At 70.1% G+C, this 18,849-nt stretch carries 12 protein-coding genes; 8 read left to right on the forward strand and 4 right to left on the reverse strand.

Translation table 11 applies throughout. The features are described 5' to 3' along the window. The first annotated feature begins 29 nt into the window (after nucleotides 1-29). Complete coding sequence (locus ACWEIJ_RS06210) at nucleotides 30-1,379, forward strand: pyridoxal phosphate-dependent decarboxylase family protein (RefSeq protein WP_449836085.1); 1,350 nt, start codon at nucleotides 30-32, stop codon at nucleotides 1,377-1,379. 129 nt (nucleotides 1,380-1,508) lie between these two features. Here ACWEIJ_RS06210 and ACWEIJ_RS06215 read toward each other — a convergent pair whose 3' ends face one another. Then, entirely contained in the window at nucleotides 1,509-2,024 is a 516-nt protein-coding gene (locus tag ACWEIJ_RS06215; protein WP_236219911.1) for a MarR family winged helix-turn-helix transcriptional regulator, read from the reverse strand. A 379-nt stretch (nucleotides 2,025-2,403) separates the two neighbouring features. Here ACWEIJ_RS06215 and ACWEIJ_RS06220 point away from each other — a divergent pair, with 379 nt between their 5' ends. Both ACWEIJ_RS06220 and ACWEIJ_RS06225 read left to right on the forward strand, forming a co-directional pair. After that, complete coding sequence (locus tag ACWEIJ_RS06220) at nucleotides 2,404-3,738, forward strand: glutamine synthetase family protein (RefSeq protein WP_449836086.1); 1,335 nt, start codon at nucleotides 2,404-2,406, stop codon at nucleotides 3,736-3,738. A 10-nt stretch (nucleotides 3,739-3,748) separates the two neighbouring features. Then, the gene (locus ACWEIJ_RS06225; RefSeq protein ID WP_449836087.1) at nucleotides 3,749-6,235 is read left to right on the forward strand and encodes a DEAD/DEAH box helicase; all 2,487 of its coding nucleotides are present in this window, start codon (nucleotides 3,749-3,751) and stop codon (nucleotides 6,233-6,235) included. Between the two features lie 7 nt (nucleotides 6,236-6,242). Here ACWEIJ_RS06225 and ACWEIJ_RS06230 read toward each other — a convergent pair whose 3' ends face one another. The 3 genes from ACWEIJ_RS06230 to ACWEIJ_RS06240 form a co-directional block, all read right to left on the reverse strand. Next, entirely contained in the window at nucleotides 6,243-6,992 is a 750-nt protein-coding gene (locus ACWEIJ_RS06230; protein ID WP_449836088.1) for a maleylpyruvate isomerase family mycothiol-dependent enzyme, read from the reverse strand. Between the two features lie 15 nt (nucleotides 6,993-7,007). Next, on the reverse strand, nucleotides 7,008-10,550 hold the full coding sequence (locus ACWEIJ_RS06235; RefSeq protein ID WP_449836089.1) for a cytochrome P450: 3,543 nt from the start codon (nucleotides 10,548-10,550) through the stop codon (nucleotides 7,008-7,010). Nucleotides 10,551-10,960: 410 nt separating this feature from the next. After that, nucleotides 10,961-12,676 carry a fatty acyl-AMP ligase gene (locus ACWEIJ_RS06240; RefSeq protein WP_449836090.1) on the reverse strand — a complete coding sequence of 572 codons (1,716 nt, stop codon included), beginning with the start codon at nucleotides 12,674-12,676 and terminating at the stop codon, nucleotides 10,961-10,963. A gap of 265 nt (nucleotides 12,677-12,941) precedes the next feature. On the opposite strand from ACWEIJ_RS06240, the gene ACWEIJ_RS06245 reads away from it, so the two are divergent. From ACWEIJ_RS06245 to ACWEIJ_RS06265, 5 genes are all read left to right on the forward strand, one after another. Then, complete coding sequence (locus ACWEIJ_RS06245) at nucleotides 12,942-14,741, forward strand: phosphopantetheine-binding protein (protein ID WP_449836091.1); 1,800 nt, start codon at nucleotides 12,942-12,944, stop codon at nucleotides 14,739-14,741. A gap of 417 nt (nucleotides 14,742-15,158) precedes the next feature. Further along, nucleotides 15,159-15,446 (forward strand): hypothetical protein, encoded by a 288-nt coding sequence (locus ACWEIJ_RS06250; protein ID WP_449836092.1) that lies wholly within the window; start codon nucleotides 15,159-15,161, stop codon nucleotides 15,444-15,446. A 336-nt stretch (nucleotides 15,447-15,782) separates the two neighbouring features. Beyond that, nucleotides 15,783-16,694: a LytR/AlgR family response regulator transcription factor gene (locus ACWEIJ_RS06255; RefSeq protein ID WP_449836093.1), complete on the forward strand. Its 912-nt coding sequence runs from the start codon at nucleotides 15,783-15,785 to the stop codon at nucleotides 16,692-16,694. After that, a complete protein-coding gene (locus tag ACWEIJ_RS06260) occupies nucleotides 16,691-17,110 on the forward strand; it encodes a hypothetical protein (RefSeq protein WP_449836094.1) in 420 nt (139 codons plus the stop codon). The genes ACWEIJ_RS06255 and ACWEIJ_RS06260 overlap by 4 nt, the downstream gene beginning before the upstream one ends. Continuing rightward, nucleotides 17,107-18,849, forward strand: a complete 1,743-nt coding sequence (locus ACWEIJ_RS06265; protein WP_449836095.1) for a sodium/solute symporter — start codon at nucleotides 17,107-17,109, stop codon at nucleotides 18,847-18,849. The genes ACWEIJ_RS06260 and ACWEIJ_RS06265 overlap by 4 nt, the downstream gene beginning before the upstream one ends.

Below are 18,849 nucleotides of genomic sequence, written 5' to 3' on the forward strand. Positions count from 1 at the left end.
ACTGTTTCGGATGACGGGTGGGGTGTGCGGTGGACCTTCAGCACTGGCTCAACGAGGCGTTGGCCAACCACGAGAAGTGGACGGCGGAGTACGGCGCTTTCACACCCCACTCGTCGCTGCAGGTGGACCCGGCCCTGTTCGGCTCGGCGCTGGCCGAGCTGCAGGACCGCCTGCGCGACAACTACCCGTTCTTCCACCCGCGCTACGCCGGCCAGATGCTCAAGCCACCGCATCCCGCGGCGGTCGTGGGCTACCTGTCCGCGATGTTGATCAACCCGAACAACCACGCCCTGGACGGCGGTCCCGCGACCGCCGCGATGGAACGCGAGGTCGTCTCTTCGCTCGCGTCGATGTTCGGGTATTCGGACCAGCACCTGGGTCACCTGACCTCCAGCGGCACGATCGCCAACCTGGAGGCGTTGTTCGTCGCCCGTTCGCTGCATCCGGGTCTTGGGATCGCCTACTCCTCCGAGGCGCACTACACGCACTCACGGATGTGCGGCGTGCTGGGCGTCGAGGGCCATCCCGTGCCCGTGGACGGCCGTGGGCGCATGGATCTCGACGCGTTGGAAGAGCTTCTGCGCGGCGGCAAGGTCGGCACGGTGGTGGTGACGCCGGGAACCACCGCATTGGGCGCCATCGAACCGGTGCATCTCGTGCTGGACATCGCACGCCGATACGACGCACGGGTGCATGTGGACGGTGCGTACGGCGGCTTCTTCATGTTGCTCGCGGGCACGGATCTGGATCCTGAGCCGTGGAACGCCATCGCGCGGTGCGACTCCGTGGTGGTGGACCCGCACAAGCACGGCCTGCAGCCCTACGGCTGCGGCGCGGTCCTGTTCCGCGACCCGTCCGTGGGCCGGTTCTACCTGCACGACTCCCCCTACACCTACTTCACGTCCGACGAGCTGCACCTGGGCGAGATCAGCCTGGAGTGCTCACGCGCCGGCGCCGCGGCCGCCGGGCTCTGGCTGACGCTGCGGCTGCTGCCGTTGACCCGCGACGGCCTGGGCGAGGTGCTCGCGGCCGGACGGCGGGCGGCCGTGCGGTGGGCGTCGATGATCCGGGAGTCCGAGGAGCTGGAGCTCTACCAGGAGCCCGAGCTCGACATCGTCACGTACTTCCCGCGGACCAACCCGTTGACGCTGTCGGCTGTGGACACCGCGTCGCAGCGGGTCATGGAGACCGGCATGAACGCCGCCGTCGACCCGGTCTTCCTGAGCGTGGCACGGGCGTCGAAGGCGGCGTTCGCGGCACGGCACCCCCAGGTGGCGGCCGATGTGGACGGTGCGCGGGTGCTGCGCAGCGTGCTGATGAAGCCGGAGTCCGAGGACTACGTGGACACGCTGCACGCGCGGGTGCTGAGCCTGCTCTGAGGGCACGCGGGGAGCTTTCGTACTCCAGGAGCGCACGAGAGGGCCCCGCGTGCGACGAGAGCAGGGAGCGGGCGGGAACGCCGAAATGGGCGACTCACCCCCGGTGAGTCGCCCGTTCGGGCGCGCCGATCAGCCGTGCTTGGCCCGCCGCCCGGACCGGCGCGGCGGCAGCGGCGTGTCCCCGCGCAGGTCGAGCCGCCGCTGCTCGCCGTTGGCCTCGAGATGCGTCACCATGCGGCGCAGCATCTCGGCCAGCGACTGGGCCTCGGAGGACTCCAGCGGGTCGGAGACGAAGACCTCTTCCTCGTTGAACTTCGGGAAGAGATCCGCCATCAGCTCTTCACCCTCAGGGGTGAGACGCAGGACCGCGAGGCGCCCGTCCGTGGGGTGGCCGAGCCGCTCCAGCAGGCCCCGTGACTGCAGCGTCTTGGCGACGCCGGTCAGGGTGCCCTTGGAGATGCCCGCCTCCTCGGCCACGTAGCGCGTCTCCATCTCGCCCCAGATCCACACGACCCAGAGCACGACGAAGCCGGTCCAGGTCAGATCACTGGTGCGCAGCACCGAGTTCTCGAGGTGCTGGCGGATCGCGGTCGCGGCGCGGTGGATGTTCGACACCGCCGCCATCTGCTCGCGATGCAGCGGCACCGCACCGAGCTTCGCCTGAACGGCTTTCTCGGTCTCGGCAATCGTGTGGTGACCAGACAACTCAAAGTCTCCCGTGCTCGAGCTCAGGGTGTTCCCGGCACAATACTTGCGGTTCCGAACTATGTCTGTGATGTGGTGCGACTCCGTCCGCAACCACTTTGATCACGATCCCACATCGTGCATGATCTCGTGACGGTCGTCACCCGTCCAGTTACGGACTGTTGCCCCGTGGTGGACGATGAGTGTGGAGCACTCCGACTGAGACCAATGGTGGTCTTTGCTCCACGGACGGGTCGATAGCGTTTGCGCCTCAACGTTATCCCCTCCGCGCCAGCGACACACTGTGCCGGAAAGGTAGTTCGACGTGGTCGGTGAACAGGTGACACGGGAACTCGCGGCGAGACTCGGCGAGGACGGGATCGACGTGGTGCGCGTGGTCTTTCCGGACCTGCTCGGCACCGACCGGGGTCGTGACGTCCTCGTGGAGCATCTACCTGCGGTTACGCAACGCGGACTGTCGTTCTGCCGGGCCGTCTACAGCACCACGCCCGGCGGCAAGACCACCGAGAACGGGGGTGTGCTCGACGCCGGGCTGCCCGACGTGATCGTGGTGCCGGACCTCGACACGCTGCTGCCGATCCCGTGGGAGCCGGGGGTGGCGTGGTGCATCGGCGACGCCGTGAGCCCCGCCGACGAGAGACCGGTCGACGAATCACCGCGCCAGGTGCTGCGCAGGGCCCTGGAAATATTCGAGACCACCGGGCTGACCCCCGTGATCGGTCCCGAGTTGGAATATTTTCTCTGCGAACCCGACGAAGATCGCCCGAACGGGTGGCGCCCCTACTGCGACGAGCCGGGCAACGTGTATGCGACCGGACGCCGAGGCGATTCAGACGGTCATCTGTTGAGAACTCTTCGCACACTCAGCTCGGCGGGCCTGCAGACGACCGGCGGCAACCACGAGTACGCGGGCGGTCAGTTCGAAATCAACCTCGTCCATTCGCCCGCCATGGACGCGGCCGATCGCGCGTTCCGGTTCAAGACGTCGGTGAAGGAGCTCGCGCGGCGGGAAGGCCGGCTCGCCACGTTCATGGCCAAGCCGTTCAACGACGGCGGCGGCTCCGGATTCCACCTGCACCTGTCGTGCCACGAGAAGGACGGCCGCAACGCGTTCCAGGCCGCGGGCACCTCGCACGGCCTGAGCGACGAGGCGCGCTGGGCGATCGGCGGCATCCTCAAGCACGCCCCCGCCCTGGCCGCGCTGCTCAACCCGACGGTCAACTCGTACAAGCGGTTCGGTCCGGACTCGCTCGCGCCGTGGTTGATCGACTGGGGCCTCGACAACCGCAGCGCGATGCTGCGCGTCCCGGCCGAGCGCGGCGAGACCACCCGGCTGGAGCTGCGGCTCGGTGACGCGAGCGCCAACCCCTACCTCGGCATCGCCGGTCTCATCACGGCCACCTACCTGGGCATTCGCGACCGGATCGAGCCGCCGCGGCCGTCCGCCGGGTACGGCTACGACCCGTCGAAGGCCCCGACGCTGCCCGCCACGCTGCCCGACGCCCTGGCCTACCTGGAGGAGGACACGGCGATGGTCGAGGTGCTGGGCAAGGACTTCGTGCGGTCCTATGTGGACTTCAAGTGGGAGGAGGTGGCCCGGTTCCAGCGGTACGTGACCGACTGGGAGTTCACCGAGTACGCGTACCACCTATAGTTCACCTGCGATGACTGCACTCACCGACCGGCTCACCTCGATCGCCGACGAAGACGAACTGTTCGACACCTTCTCCCACTGGGCGGCCGAACGCGGCCTCGCGCTGTACCCGGCGCAGGAGGAGGCGGTCATCGAGCTCGTCTCCGGCGCGAACGTCATCCTCAGCACGCCGACCGGGTCGGGCAAGTCGCTGGTGGCCATCGGAGCCCACCTCGTCGCCATGGCCGGCAACCAGCGCAGCTTCTACACCGCGCCGATCAAGGCGCTGGTCTCGGAGAAGTTCTTCGCGCTGTGCGAGGTGTTCGGGCCGGAGAACGTCGGCATGATGACCGGCGACGCCAGCGTCAACGACCAGGCGCCCATCATCTGCTGCACCGCGGAGATCCTCGCGAACATCGCGTTGCGCGACGGCGCGCAGGCCGACGTCGGCCAGGTCGTGATGGACGAGTTCCACTTCTACAGCGAGCCCGACCGCGGCTGGGCGTGGCAGGTGCCGCTGATCGAGCTGCCGCAGGCCCAGTTCCTGCTGATGTCGGCGACGCTCGGCGACGTCACGTTCTTCGAGAAGGACCTGACCCGGCGCACCGGCCGCCCGACCGCGGTGGTCCGCTCGGCGCAGCGTCCGGTGCCGCTCAACTTCCAGTACGTCTCCACGCCGTTGCACGAGACGATCGAGGACCTGCTGCACGGCCGTGAGGCGCCGATCTACGTCGTGCACTTCACCCAGGCCGCCGCTCTGGAGCGCGCGCAGTCGCTGATGAGCATCAACGTGTGCTCGAAGCAGGAGAAGGAGGAGATCGCGTCGGCGATCGGCAACTTCCGCTTCTCCGCCGGGTTCGGCAAGACGCTGTCGCGGCTGGTGCGGCACGGCATCGGCGTGCACCACGCGGGCATGCTGCCCAAGTACCGCCGTCTGGTCGAACAGCTCGCTCAGGCCGGTCTGCTGAAGGTCATCTGCGGCACGGACACCCTCGGCGTCGGCATCAACGTGCCGATCCGCACGGTCGTGTTCACGGCGTTGTCGAAGTACGACGGCACGCGCACCCGGATCCTGAAGGCCCGCGAGTTCCACCAGATCGCCGGACGGGCGGGCCGCGCGGGCTACGACACCGTCGGCACGGTCGTCGTGCAGGCCCCCGAGCACGAGGTGGAGAACCTCAAGGCGCTGGCGAAGGCGGGCGACGACCCGAAGAAGCGGCGCAAGGTCGTCCGCAAGAAGGCCCCTGACGGGTTCGTGTCGTGGAGCGAGACGACGTTCGAACGGCTCGTCGGCGCCGAGCCCGAGCCGCTGACGTCGTCGTTCCAGGTCTCGCACGCGATGCTGCTGAACGTGATCGGCCGTCCCGGCGGCGGCGCGTTCGCGGCCATGCGGCACCTGCTGGAGGACAACCACGAGGACCGGCCGAAGCAGCTCAAGCACATCAAGCGGGCGCTGGCGATGTACCGGGCGCTGGTCGCGGCCGGTGTGGTCGAGCGGGTCGGCGACGACTTCCGGCTCACCGTCGACCTGCAGTTCAACTTCGCGCTGAACCAGCCGCTGTCGCCGTTCGCGCTGGCCGCCATCGAGCTGCTCGACCGCGAGGCGCCGGGCTACGCGCTGGACGTGCTGTCCGTGATCGAGTCCACTTTGGACGATCCGAGGCAGATCCTGGGCGCGCAGGAGCACAAGGCGCGCGGCGAGGCGATCGGCGCGATGAAGGCCGACGGCATCGAGTACGACCAGCGCATGGAGCTGCTGGAGGAGGTCACGTACCCGAAGCCGCTCGCCGAGCTGCTGGACGCGGCGTTCCTGACCTACCGCCGTGGCCACCCGTGGGTGGGCGACTACTCGTTGTCCCCCAAGGCCGTCGTGCGCGACATGTACGAGCGCGCCATGACGTTCACCGAGTACGTGTCGTTCTACGGTCTCGCACGTTCCGAGGGCCTCGTTCTGCGCTATCTCGCCGACGCCTACAAGGCGCTGTCGCAGACGGTGCCCGAGGAGGCGAAGACCGAGGAGCTGCAGGACCTGATCTCGTGGCTGGGCGAGCTGGTGCGCCAGGTCGACTCGTCGCTGATCGACGAGTGGGAGAAGCTCACCAACCCGGACGCGCCCGAGCAGGAGGTGCGGGTCGACCTGCCGCCCGCGGTCACGAGCAACGTCCGGGCGTTCCGCGTGCTCGTCCGCAACGCGCTGTTCCGCCGCGTCGAGCTGGCCGCGAAACGCGACTGGTACTCGCTGGGCGAGCTCGACCACGAGTCGGGCTGGACGGCCAAGGAGTGGATGGACGCCCTGGAGCCGTACTTCGAGGAGCACTCGGACATCGGCACGGGCCCGAACGCGCGCGGCCCGGCGTTCCTGATCATCAACGTCGAGCGCGAGCGCTGGGTGTGCCGCCAGATCTTCGAGGACCCGGCGGGCGACAAGGACTGGGGCTTCAACGCCGAGGTCGACCTGGCGGCGTCGGACGAGCTGGGTGAGGCGGTCGTGGTCGTCACCGACGTCGGCCGCCTCTGATCCGCCGCTACGGCTCCCAGTCGATCAGCTGGTCGATCACCCGCACGTCGCCTTCGAGCTTGATCGTGTCCGGCGTGATGCGGCCGTAGAACCAGAGGAGCAGGTCGCCGGCCGGGCCGGTGCCGGACACGTCGGGGGTGCCGTGGACGGGGCCGATCCGGGCGCCGTTCGCGTCGAACCGGACGCTCCAGGAACGACCCTCGGTGACGTGGTAGTGCAGGGTGGCCGGCTCGTGCGGCCAGGCGCTCGCCGTGGACACGCAGGTGACCAGGAACTCGTCGACACCGTCGAGCGCCACTTCGTCCGGCAGCGGGCGCGCGTCGCCGACGGTGACCTGGGCGTCGTAGGTGTGGATCGCGAGCTCTTGCAGCTGGCGACGGGCGACCGCGCCACAGGTGGCCGGTGACTGCGAGTCCGGCCAGCCGACCCAGCTCCGGCGGTCCGGACCGGCCTGGTTCAGCGCGTCCAGCAGCTGTCGCGTCGACTCGGCCAGCCACGCGTCCAGCGCCTCGCGGTCCTTCGGTGCGGCGGGGCCGTTGTTCACCGCCTTGGCCGTGGCCTCGGGTCCAGCGGCGACGGTGGCGGCCCAGACGCGGCGTCCCCCTCCGATGTGGTTCGCCAGGTCGTGCAGCGTCCACTCCGGACAGGTCGGCACCGTGACGTCGAGGCTGGGAGCGGAGGAGACGGCGGCCCGGAAGGCGGCGGAACGTTCGTCGATCAGCCGCAGCAGATCGGCGAACCCAAGGGTGTTGTGCACGGCGGGTGTCTACCACTACTCGATGCACAGGTGTAGCGATTTAAGGCCGCGCAGTGCTGGGTCCGGCCGGAACTCGGGCGGTCCGGCGTCCGGGTCCAGGCGGAGGTCCGGGAACCGCCTGGCCAGCATCGGGAACAGCACCTGGCCTTCGAGCCGCCCGAGGAACGCGCCGATGCAGTAGTGGATGCCCGCGCCGAACGTCAGGTGGGTGACGGCCGTCTGCCTGGTGAGGTCGAGGGTGTCGGGGTCGGCGTAGCGGGCGGGGTCGCGGTTGGCCGCGCCGAGCACGGGGAACAGCAGCTCGCCCGCCCGGACGCGCCTGCCGCCGATCTCCATGTCCTCGCTCGCGAGCTGCGGGGTGATGATCGGTGCGGGCGAGTCGTAGCGCAGCAGTTCCTCGGCCGCGGTGACGGCGATCGGCTCCGATCGCAGGCGCTGGTACTGCGCGGGGTTGCGCAGCAAGGCCAGCACGCCGTTGCCGAGGTGGTTGGCCGTCGTCTCCAGGCCCGCGTTGATCAGCGAGATGATGTTGACGCTCAGCTCGTCGTCACCGCCCCACTCGCCGCGCTCACCGAACGCGTCGGCGTCGGAGCCCCGCAGCTGCTCGGAGATCAGGTCGTCGCACGGGCGTCGGCGGCGTTCGGCGATGAGGTCGCGGAGGTAGGCCATGAGCTCGTCCATCGCGGCCGACGACGCGTGCGCGACGGCGACGGGGTCCGTGCCGTACTGGCCCTCCCCCAGGGTTCTCATCACGTCCGTGCCCCAGCGCGTGAGCTGCGGCTGGTCTTCTCGTGGCACGCCGACGAGGTCCATGACCACGCGGGCCGGGAACGGGTAGGCGACCTCGGTGAGGAAGTCGCCGCCGGTGAAGCCGTCGAGCAGCTCACGGCAGGTCTCCTCGACCGCGTGCCGGCGTCGCGCCGTCGCGCGCGGGGTGAAGCTGCGGTTCATCAGCCTGCGCAGCCGGGTGTGGCTCGGGCGGTTGCTGAAGGGCAGCGACGAGTCGAGCAGGCGGATGAACGGGTTCATCCGCGCCAGGACGTCGTGGGGCAGGCGGGCCATCAGGGTGGCGGTGGACGGGCGGACGACGCTCGTGCGGCGCAGCACGTCGGTCACCTCGGCGTGCCGCGTGAGCACCCAGCCGTCGAGCGCGTCGTCGAAGTGGACCGGCGCGAGGTCGCGCAGCAGCGCGTAGAACGGGTACGGGTCGGCCAGGAAGTCCGGGTGCATCGGGTTGATGTGGATGGACGACTCGACGTGCGCGGCAGGCGGTGGCGGAGGCGGCGGCACCTGGGCGATGGCGGCGCGGACGGCGTCGGCCAGCGTCGTCAGCGCGGGCGGGACGAGCATGCTGAAGTGGTCGCCGGGGACGGTCACGACGTCGAGCTCGCTCGTGGCGACCCGTTCCCAGCCGTTCTTCGGCGAGTCGAAGAACAGCTCGACGTGCCGGTCGTCCCCGAGCACCCGGGGAAAGCCGCCGTCGGCCTTGATCAGCGTGACCTTGAGGTCGGAGCCCCGCGGCTCGTACCGCACGAGCGCCTCGACCTGGGCCTGGTAGACGCCCATGATCGTGGCGATGTGCTCCTCGACCGGCCGCGCGCCCGACGCGCCGAGGAACCGGCCGAGCCGCTCGCGTTGCTCCTCGGGCGTCAGCGACTGGTCCACGCGCCGCCGCGGCGCCCCGTCGTCCTGGACCGCGTGCTGCCGGATCGTCCACAGCTCCTCGATGACCGCGCGCTCGTCCCACGGCGGCTCCGCCTGGCCCGGCACGGCGGGATACGCGTCGATCATGATGACCCGCGCCACCTCGTCGCCGCGTTTCCTGAGCTGCCGGCCGACCTCGTAGGCGACGACGCCGCCGAACGAGTGGCCGCCGACGAGGTACGGCCCGTGCGGCTGGATGTGCTTGATCTCCCGGAGGTAGCGGCCCGCCAGCTCCTCGACGTCGCCGATGGGTTCCTCGGTGCCGTCGAAACCCGGTCCCTGCAGTCCGTAGAACGGCTGACCCTGCCCGACCGCGCGGGCGAGCGGCAGCAGGTAGTACGCGGCCCCGACCGCGCCGCCGATGCAGAAGAACGGCCTCGGCGTGGTGAGCGCGAGGGCGAGCGACGCCGTCGGTTCGGAAACGTCTTGGCGCGCAAGGTGTTCCGCCACCGCGTCCACTGTGGGCAGTTCGAGGAACAGCGTGTGCGGTACCCGGAAACCGAGCCACTCGGACAGCTCGCTCTGCAGTGCCGCCACCGACAGCGACTCCAGGCCGAGCGAGGTGAGCGGCACCGACGGTGACACGGCGTGCCCGGGCACGCGCAGCTCGGCCGCGATGTGCTCGACCAGCCACGCGCGAATCGTCCGCGCGGTGCCGCGGTTCGCGCCGAAGTGCTCGTCCACCAGGTCTTCCGCGTACGCCATGGCGCACTCGACGAGTTCGAACGCGGGCAGGCTGCCGACGTGGAACGTGTTGCGCACGCCCTGCAGCGCCTCGACGCGGTCCAGGATCCCCGCTTCGAGGTCCTCGGATCCGAAGTGCGGCAGGAACCTCCAGTCCCGGCGCAGGTACGGCGTCCTGATGTGGCCGCCCAGAGCTCGCACGCCTTGGGCGAACGCGTCGTCGTCCGCCCCGTAGCCGTAGCACGCGTAGACATCGCTGTCCTCGTACCGGTGGTGGAACGACGCCACCTCGGCGGGCTGCGCGATGAGTGAGAACGCCTGGCGCGGCAACCCTTCCGCCGCGCACATCATGGTGCGGTAGTCGAGGTGACGCACCCGTGCGGCGATGTCGCGTTCCTCCGGCGTCGCGTCGAGTGCCTGGACCTGGTCGATCGGCACGGTCAGCACCAGCGCGTCCGCCTCGATCCACTCACCGGCCCTGACCCGCACGCCGCCGGGGTGGCGGATGATCTGCTCGATCTCGGCGTCGAGCCGGACGTCGAGGTCTTTTGCGACTTTCTGCCAGAGCGCGCCGAAGCCGCCCTTGACCGTGAAGCCGCCCGCGTGACCGAGGAGGTCGCGATCGCTCGACAGCAGCCCGGTCATCTCCGCGTACTTCAGGAAGTACAGCGCGGGAACCTCGTCGAGCCTGCCGTACCCGGCGGCCGTGTAACCGATGCCGAACGACTCGGCCATCGCCTCCAGGCCGTGCTTTCGCAGGAAGGCGCTCGCGGGGAGGCTGAGCGCCCTGGCCGAGTGCGCGAGGCCGGGTTCGCCGAGGCGCGGGAACTCGGCGTCGCGGATCCTGGTGTAGCGCCGGAAGTTCTCGTGGGTGAAGAACGCCTGGCTCTGCGGCCGCGACCGTCCGCTCCGCGCGTCGAACACCCGGTGCGGTGTGGTCGGCTCGGTGTCGAGGCCCAGTTCCGTGACCAGTGCGGCCAACCGCTGGTACTTCGTGGTGCAGACGTGGCCGCCGAGGTCGAACGCGTGGCCGTCCAGGTCGACCGAGGCGCACTTGCCGCCGACGTCGGTGCCGCGTTCGAGGACGATGGCGCGGTGGCCGGCCCGGTGGAGGGCGCGGGCGGTGGTGAGGCCGCTGACGCCGGCGCCGACGACGATGACGGTCTTCATGTCAGACCCGCTCGCTACGCTTGAAATTGGGGGAACCCGGCCTGGGTCGTGTGTGTGGTGGGCACTCATCACGCGTTTCCTTCGGGAGACTCCGAACGACAAGCCGCCGCCCGATCACCGCAACCGTCGCGTGGCTCGCCCCGGCCGACTTCTTCCAACCGGCTCCCGCGAAGGAAACCCCGTCGCGTGGCTCGCCCCGGCCGACTCCTCCAACCCGGCACCGCGACAAAACCCACCACGTAACTCGCCCCGGCCGACTTCTTCCAACCCGCATCCGCGAGAGAAACCGGCGTTCGTGTGGTGGATGTCCATCACCGGCTCCGCAACCTCCAGCCGCCCGGCAACGGAAGCCTCTCCGACCGGGCGGCCACGAACCGAGCCTGACCAACGGCGTGCGCGCCGGGCGCTCATCACACACGCCCTTCGAGAAACGCCTCGCGGCAAGCCCGCCGCCGCACCTTCCCGCTCGTCGTCTTCAACACCAGCCCCTGCGGCCGCACCACCACCTCGTCGACCGCGAGCCCGTGCGCTTCGAACACGCGCCGCCGCACCGCCTCCGCGATCTCCGCCCGCTCGGCCTCGGACACCTTCTTCGCGCGCGTCTCCACGAACAGCACCAGCCGCTCCCCCGCCTCGCGCGGCGCCCCGAACGCCACGACGCCACCAGGCCGGATGCCGGGGTGACAGTCGCGCACGGCGTCCTCGACGTCCTGCGGGTAGTGGTTGCGGCCGTTGATGATGATCACGTCCTTGAGCCGTCCGGTGATGAACAGCTCGCCGTCGCGCACGAACCCGAGGTCGCCGGTTCGCAGGTAGTGCCGGTCATCGCCCGGCACCTGGGCCTCGAACACCCGCCGCGTCTCGTCAGGAAGCCCGAAGTAGCCCGCGGCCTTCGTCCCCGACGTCACCCACACCTCGCCGACGCGGTCGGGAGCGCACACCGAACCGGACTCGGGGTCCACGATCAGCAGGTGGGCGCCGGGTTTGGTGACGCGGCCGCAGCCCACGACCGGCAGGCCGTCCGGTGCGGGCAGCACCTCGCCGCGGTGCAGGTGGGCGCGATCCAGGTGCAGCACCGACCGGCCGCCCATCGACACGCTCACGGTGTGCTCGGCCAGGCCGTAGGCGGGGTAGAAGGACGAGCGGTTCAGGCCGGAGGAGGCGAACGCGGCGTAGAAGGAGTCCACTGTGGACAGTCGGATCGGTTCGGCGGCGGACATCATCACGCGCAGGCGGCTCAGGTCCCAGGTGGCGCGTTGCTCGGCGGTCGTTTTGCGCACGGCCAGTGCGAAGGCGAAGTTCGGGGCCGCGGTGTGGGTGGCGCGGACGCGGGACATCACCTCGAACCACACGGCCGGGTGGTGCAGGAACGTCAGCGGTGACATCAGGTGCGTGTGCGAGTTGCCGGTCAGGGTGCTCAGGATGACGCTGATCAGGCCGAGGTCGTGGTACTGCGGCACCCAGAACACGCCCGCGGTGTCGTCGCCGAGGCCCAGGTCGCGGGCGTTCGCGGTGACCTCGCAGGCCAGGTTGGCGTGGGTGATCACGACGCCCTTGGGGGACGCGGTCGAGCCGGAGGTGTACTGCAGCAGGGCCGGCGCGTCGGCCGGCGGCTCGTGCCAGTCGAACGTCGCGGGGCGCACGCGGTCGGTGCGGTGCCAGCGCAGGCGTGGCCACTCGGGTTTGGCGCGGTCGAAGAAACCCGTGACGGCGCCGACGGTGCGGGCGCGGTCGTAGGCGCCGGTGGTCAGCACGGCGTGCGGCGCGCAGCTGTCCACAATGGACCTGAAACCGGCCAGGTCCTGACCGAGGCGCACCGGGTTCGGCGGGTACACCGGCACCGGGACGACGCCCGCGGCGAGGCAGCCGAGGAGGGCGCGCACGAAGTCCGGGCCGGGCGGGTACACCAGCAGCGCGCGGTCGCCGGGGCGGAAGCCCCAGTCGCGCAGGGCACTGGCGATGGCGGACGCGGCCTCGCCGGCGTCGGCAGCGGTGATCGTCTCCTCGTCCCGGCCGCGGTCGTCCACGAACGTGAACAACAGGCGCTCGGGAGAGCGTTTCCACAGTGCCTGAAATGCGGAGACGACAGTGCCGGCGGCGTGGTCGAGCGACGCGCTGGTTTTCATCCTGATACCCGATCTGACCGCGGAACCTTTCAGCGGCGGAAACGTAGCAACGCCCGGCTCGGCAACGGAACCCCGCAGTACCCGAAGAGAGCAATTACTGTCACAACGAGACAAGTTTCTTGACAAAAGTGAACGTGAACATTCGAGAAAATCCCTGATGCGCGGCACTGAGCTGGGTAAACGTCCTGTCGAGACGGTCACCAACTGAGACCACAATGCACGTTACCGTTGCGGTACCGTCCTGGGCACAAAGCCGGGGAATGGGGTGAGCAACGTGCTGCTGGAACTCGTGTCCGCGAGAACGGGATGGCCGGCCGCACTTCTCACGGCAGAACTCGACCTCACCACCGATCTGCGCCTCGACTCACTCGCCAGGGTCGAATTGCTCGCCGCGCTGCGCGCCCGCGTGCCGGGCCTGCCGGAGATCACCGTCGCGGACGTCCTCGGCCTCCGCACGCTCGGCGAGCTGCAGGCCGCGGTCGAGGGCCGCCCGCACCGGACCCGGCACGTGCGAAGGACAGTGGCACGCACCCCGCCCGGACTGCGCACCGCGGACCTGGACGGCACGCTCGTGATCACCGACGACGGTCGCGGCACCGCGCACGAGATCCGCGCATCCCTTGCCGCACAAGGTTTGGCGGCGACCGTGGTCGACGAGGTCCCGCACGGCGCGACGGGCGTGATCTTCCTCGGCGGGCTGCGCGACGACGTCACCGGCGTGCACGCCGAGGCCCTGCACGCCGCCCGCGAGCAGCGACGGCTCTTCGTCACCGTGCAGGACACCGGCGGCGGCTTCGGACGCAGCGGCACGACCCGGGCACAGGCGGGCGGCCTGGCCGGACTGGCCCGGCACCTCACCACCGAATGGCCCGGCAGCACGATCCGCGCGCTCGACGTCCCCCGCGGCCCGCGCACGGCCGAGCACATCACCACCGAGCTGCTCCACGGTGGCGCCGACGAAGCCGTGGGCTACGCCGGCGACGTCCGGCACCAGCTGATCACCGTGCCGGCGCACCTGCCGGTCCCGGACGGCACCGGCCCCGCCGTCGTCGTCGCGACCTCGGCCTTCCCCGAGCTCCTCACGCTCGCCCGCGAGCTCAAACCGAAGATCGTCCTACTGAGCGTCCGCGACAGCACTGTCGTGAAACGCGCGATCCTCAACCACACCGGCGATCTCCGCGTCACGCGCCCGGAGCGGCTCGACGCCGTGCGCGCCGAGTGGGGGCCGATCACCGGGATCGTCCACCACGCCGCCACGACCCCGCTGTCCGCGCTCGAAGCCGCTCTCGACGCCACCGCGACCGATCCCGTGGCCGAGGTGTGCGTCGTCCTGGGGGCACCGGACGACCGCGCGGCCGCGATGACCAACGAGACGCTGACGTGCCTCGCGGCCACGCGCGGCTGGTCGACGGTCGTCGCGGACGGCGAGGCACTCGTCAGCGCGGTCACCGCCAGGGGCGCGATCCACCTGGTTCCGGCGCCGACTCAGCACGACTTCCGCGCCGAGGTCCGGCCGAGCCCGCTCACCGACGAGTCCCACAGCCCGCTCTCGTGGCTGATCGAGTGGTTCGTCGCCGCGTCCGGCGCGACCGGACTGCGCGAGGTGTCGCTGCTGCGCGATCCCGGTACCGGAACCGGTCCGATCACCGTGCGCTGTCAGGGAAAGCGGCTCGCGCTCGTCTCGAATCTCACGCACGGCAGGGCTTTGGTCGCCGCGCCGCACCCGCCGTCCCGTCCCGAAAAAGCTTCACGTGTCACCGTCCGTGGCACCCGGGCTCTCGGCTGGCCGGTGGAGCACGGCCGCACCGACCCTGCCGCGACGGACGAATGCCTGCGCCTCGCCGCGAAGTGGGCGAGCGAGGAGTTCGGCGGCGCCGCGGTCGCGAAAAGCGTGCGCGAGGTCCGCGTGCACCGCACGGGACTCCTTTCCGGGACCGCGACGGCCGCGCTGTCCGCCGGACGAGTGCACGGCGGGCACGCCGAGTGCGACGTTCTGCTGATCGACACCGGTGGCACGGCACGACTGGAGCTGCTCGGCGTGCGCCTGCTGCGCCACCCGCGGTGATTCGAAAATCCTGTATGAACCCGAACGACTGAACTTGCGGCACGAACGCCCGCACCGGCGGCACCGCACTGCAGCAAAAGAGTTAATACGTCCGGCGAGAAGTAGCTCGGCCGGGAACGCAATGCCGGGATTCATGCGACCCAGGACACACCGATTCGGCCCAACACCCCAGGCGCCACCTGGCCTACCAGGCACGTAGAACCGACACCGGGCCGGCCGCCGCGGACCGAACGCCGAAACCAGTTCATTTCAGTCCGCCGCCATAAGAGCGCGCCAGTTGAGACACCGCCTGTTGAGACGGAATGGAGGTGCGATTGACCGGGTGCTCCCGCTGGGGCAACATCATTGCGCTGGACCACTGCGGTCAAGATATGGTGTTGCTCAGTGGGGGTAATTGTCTCCCCGACGGGAGGAATCGTGGACCCGGCACTGGACGCTTTGCGCGACCGGCTGGCGGAGATCATCGCGTCACCGCCGGACAACACCGACGACCTCGTCGACACGCTGAGCGGTCTCGCGAAGCTCTCGAACCAGTGGTCCGAGGCGATCCAGGCGTTGCGCGCGCCCACCCGCAGGCTCGTCGGACCGGCCGCGGCCGCGTCGGTGAGCGTCGCCGCCCGCCGCGCCGAGGAGTCGTTCATCGAGCTGGAGATCACGCTGGGTGACGCGCTGGCGGCCCAGCCGCGAGCAGTGCGGCACCCCTGAGCCGACCCGGCGCGACCGCACTCGTGCCGCGAATCTGACCAGGCAACAGCACGCTGCGTGACACCGCTTTTCGTCTGCCCTCCGAGACACACCCGATCGGAGGGTTTCCGCACCTCCTCCGCCTGGCGGATGATGCGCCCGATCGGGGTTCGCCGGGGGCTGAGGGGGTGGCGGCATGCGCGCTCCGTGTATGCGGACCCCCGCGGCGGGTCACCCTCCGTGAGGGTGCATGATCGCGTATCCGACGCCCTCGGCTCACCAGGCGCGCGATGACCGAGCGTGGTCTAATCGCCGCCACGTGAGGATCGGCCGTACACAGTTTGGACTCGATCTCGAATGACCTCAGGTCTGCCCTGCCCCCTCTGCGAGGGGCCGGATCGACGTGGCAGCCTCGAGCGCTCCCTGCGGGTGCTCGCCGTCGACGACGAGGCACCCGCGCTGGAAGACCTCGTGTACCTGTTGCGCTCCGATCCGCGCATCGCCCACGTGGAAGCGGTCACCGACGCCACCAAGGCGCTTCGGGTGCTGCACCGCGCGATGGACGCCGGGCAGCCGCTGGACGCGGTGTTCCTCGACATCCGCATGCCGGGCCTCGACGGTCTCGACCTCGCCCGCGTGCTCTCCCGGTTCGCGCAGCCGCCGCCCGTCGTGTTCGTGACCGCGCACCAGCAGCCCGCGGTGGAGGCGTTCGAGCTCAAGGCACTCGACTACCTGCTCAAGCCGGTGCGCCAGGAACGGCTCGCCGAGTCCGTGCACCGCATCGTGCACGAGGTCTGGGACTCCAAGACCCCCGCCGAACCCGCCGCCCCCGCGCCCGCGCAGCCCTCGAACGCCACGCCACCGGAGATGGGCGACGAGGTCATCCCCGTCGAGCTCGGCGGCGTCACGCGGTTCATCCGCCTCGCCGACATCCGGTACGTGGAGGCGCACGGCGACTACGCCCGCCTGCACACCGCGACCGGCAGCGGTCTCGTGCGCGCGGCGCTGAACGGTCTCGAAGAACGCTGGCGCAGCGCGGGATTCGTGCGCATCCACCGCAGCCACCTGGTGTCGCTCGGTCACATCGACGAGCTGCGGCTGGAGGACGGCCACCTCAGCGTCACGATCGGCGGCGCGGTGCTGCCGGTCAGCCGCCGGCACGCGAGGCACCTGCGGCAGCTGCTCGTGCGGCGGGCCCGGCCGGCTCCGGTGTCCGGTCAGACGACGATCGCCGGTGTCGCGCAGCCCAGGAACGGGCTCGGGTCGTGACGACCCCGCCACCCCAGGACGGTCCGGCGCAGAGCGGACCGGCGCCGAAGCCGACCCAGCGCGTGGTGGTGACGAGCCCGCGGACGAGGGCACCGCGTGCCCGTCGCCCGTACTCGGGCACGCGGGAGATCAACGAGCAGAGCGAGCTCGGCGCGGTGTACATGCGCACGCTGATCCGCGCGCAACGGCGGCTGGGTTTGTCGGTGTGCCTGGTGGTGTGCGGAAGTCTCGGCGTGCTGCCGCTGTTGTTCTCGATCGAACCCGACCTGGGCAAGGCGCGGGTGCTCGGGCTCGGGCTGCCGTGGTTCCTGCTGTGCGTGGCGACGTTCCCGATGCTCCTGCTGGCCGGCTGGTTCTACGTGCGGCAGGCCGAGCGCAGTGAACGCGAGTTCGCGGAGCTGGTCGAACGTCCATGACGAGCGGGTACGCCATCGTGGCGGTGCTGGTCGTCGCACTGGGCACGATCCTGGTCGGCACCTACGGACTGCGGGTCTCCCGCACCACGTCGGACTTCTACGTAGCCTCGCGCACGGTCTCCCCGTGGTGGAACGCTTCCGCGATCGGCGGCGAGTACCTGTCGGCCGCGTCGTTCGTCGGCATCGCCGGGCTGATCTTCGCCTACGGGCCGGACATGCTGTGGTTCCCGGTCGGCTACACGGCCGGGTACCTGGTGCTGCTGACGATGGTCGCCGCTCCCCTGCGGCGCTCGGGCGCCTACACGCTGCCGGACTTCGCCGAGGCCCGCTTCCGCTCGCGGGTGGTGCGCGCGGTCGCGTCGATCCTGGCGCTCGCGATCGGCTGGCTGTACCTGTTGCCGCAGCTGGAAGGTGCGGGCCTGACGCTGAACACCGTGACGGGCGCGCCGGACTGGGTGGGCGCGCTGATCGTCACGCTCGTGGTGACCGTCAACGTGATGTCCGGCGGCATGCGGTCGATCACGTTCGTGCAGGCGTTCCAGTACTGGCTCAAGCTCACCGCGATCACCGTGCCGATCGTGTTCCTGATCGTCGTCTGGCAGGTGCACGGCGCGGAGTCGATGACCAAGCCGGAGTTCCCGGTGTTCCGGCAGGACACGAAGGTCGCGTTCGGCCACCAGACCGCGATCCACGCCGAGCAGTCCATCTTCATCAAGGGCAGCGGCGAGATCGACGGCCTGCGCATCGAGAACGCGGGTCTGGTGCTGACCAGCGGCTACCACCGCATCGGGCAGGGCTCGGAATTCACGTTCCCGCAGGGCGCCCCCGTGCCGCACGTGTCCACAATGGAGCACAACACCAACGCCACGTGGGCGCTGCCGGAGTCCAGCGGCCAGAAGTTCCCGTTGTACGGCGTCTACTCGCTCATCATCGCGACGTTCCTGGGCACCATGGGACTGCCGCACGTGATCGTGCGCTTCTACACCAACCCGAACGGCACCGCCGCGCGCCGCACCACGTTGATCGTGCTCGGCCTGCTGTCGGTGTTCTACCTGATGCCGCCGATCTACGGCGCGCTGGGCCGCCTCTACACGCCCGAGCTGCTGATGACCGGGCAGACCGACGCCGTGGTGCTGGTGCTGCCGACGCGGATGATCGACGGGATCGGCGGCCAGCTGCTCGGCGCGCTGGTGGCCGGTGGCGCGTTCGCGGCGTTCCTGTCGACGTCGTCGGGCCTGGTCGTGTCGCTGGCGGGCGTGCTGTCGCAGGACGTGCTGCGGCTGGGCGGCGTGCGCGGGTTCCGGATCTCCACGGTGCTCGCGGGCATCGTGCCGCTCGCGATGACGTTCGTGTCGACCGGCATGCCCGTCGCGGACATGGTCGGCCTGGCGTTCGCGGTGGCGGCCTCGTCGCTGTGCCCGTTGCTGATGCTGGGGATCTGGTCGACGCGGATCACGACCATCGGCGCCATCGCGGGCATGCTCGCCGGTGGCGTCCCGGCGCTCACCGCCGGCCTGGTCACGATGTTCAGCGACGCCGACGACTCCTGGTACGAGGTGCTGCTCTCGCGTCCTGCCGCGTGGACGGTGCCGCTCGGCTTCGCGGTGATGTACGTCGTCTCCCTGCTCACGCCGCGGCACGTGCCTCCTGGCGTGCAGCGGGCGATGGTGAAGCTGCACGCGCCCGAGAACCTCGGGCTGGACGGCTCCGGCCCGTCCTCGTCCGACGAGCGAAGCTAG

It is taken from the genome of Lentzea sp. NPDC004789 (assembly GCF_053601075.1).

Coding starts and splice junctions, on each gene's coding strand:
- ACWEIJ_RS06225 (WP_449836087.1), top strand. CDS start 3,749: ATGACTGCACTCACCGACCGGCTCACCTCGATCGCCGACGAAGACGAA.
- ACWEIJ_RS06235 (WP_449836089.1), bottom strand. CDS start 10,550: ATGAAGACCGTCATCGTCGTCGGCGCCGGCGTCAGCGGCCTCACCACC.
- ACWEIJ_RS06240 (WP_449836090.1), bottom strand. CDS start 12,676: ATGAAAACCAGCGCGTCGCTCGACCACGCCGCCGGCACTGTCGTCTCC.
- ACWEIJ_RS06255 (WP_449836093.1), top strand. CDS start 15,783: ATGACCTCAGGTCTGCCCTGCCCCCTCTGCGAGGGGCCGGATCGACGT.
- ACWEIJ_RS06265 (WP_449836095.1), top strand. CDS start 17,107: ATGACGAGCGGGTACGCCATCGTGGCGGTGCTGGTCGTCGCACTGGGC.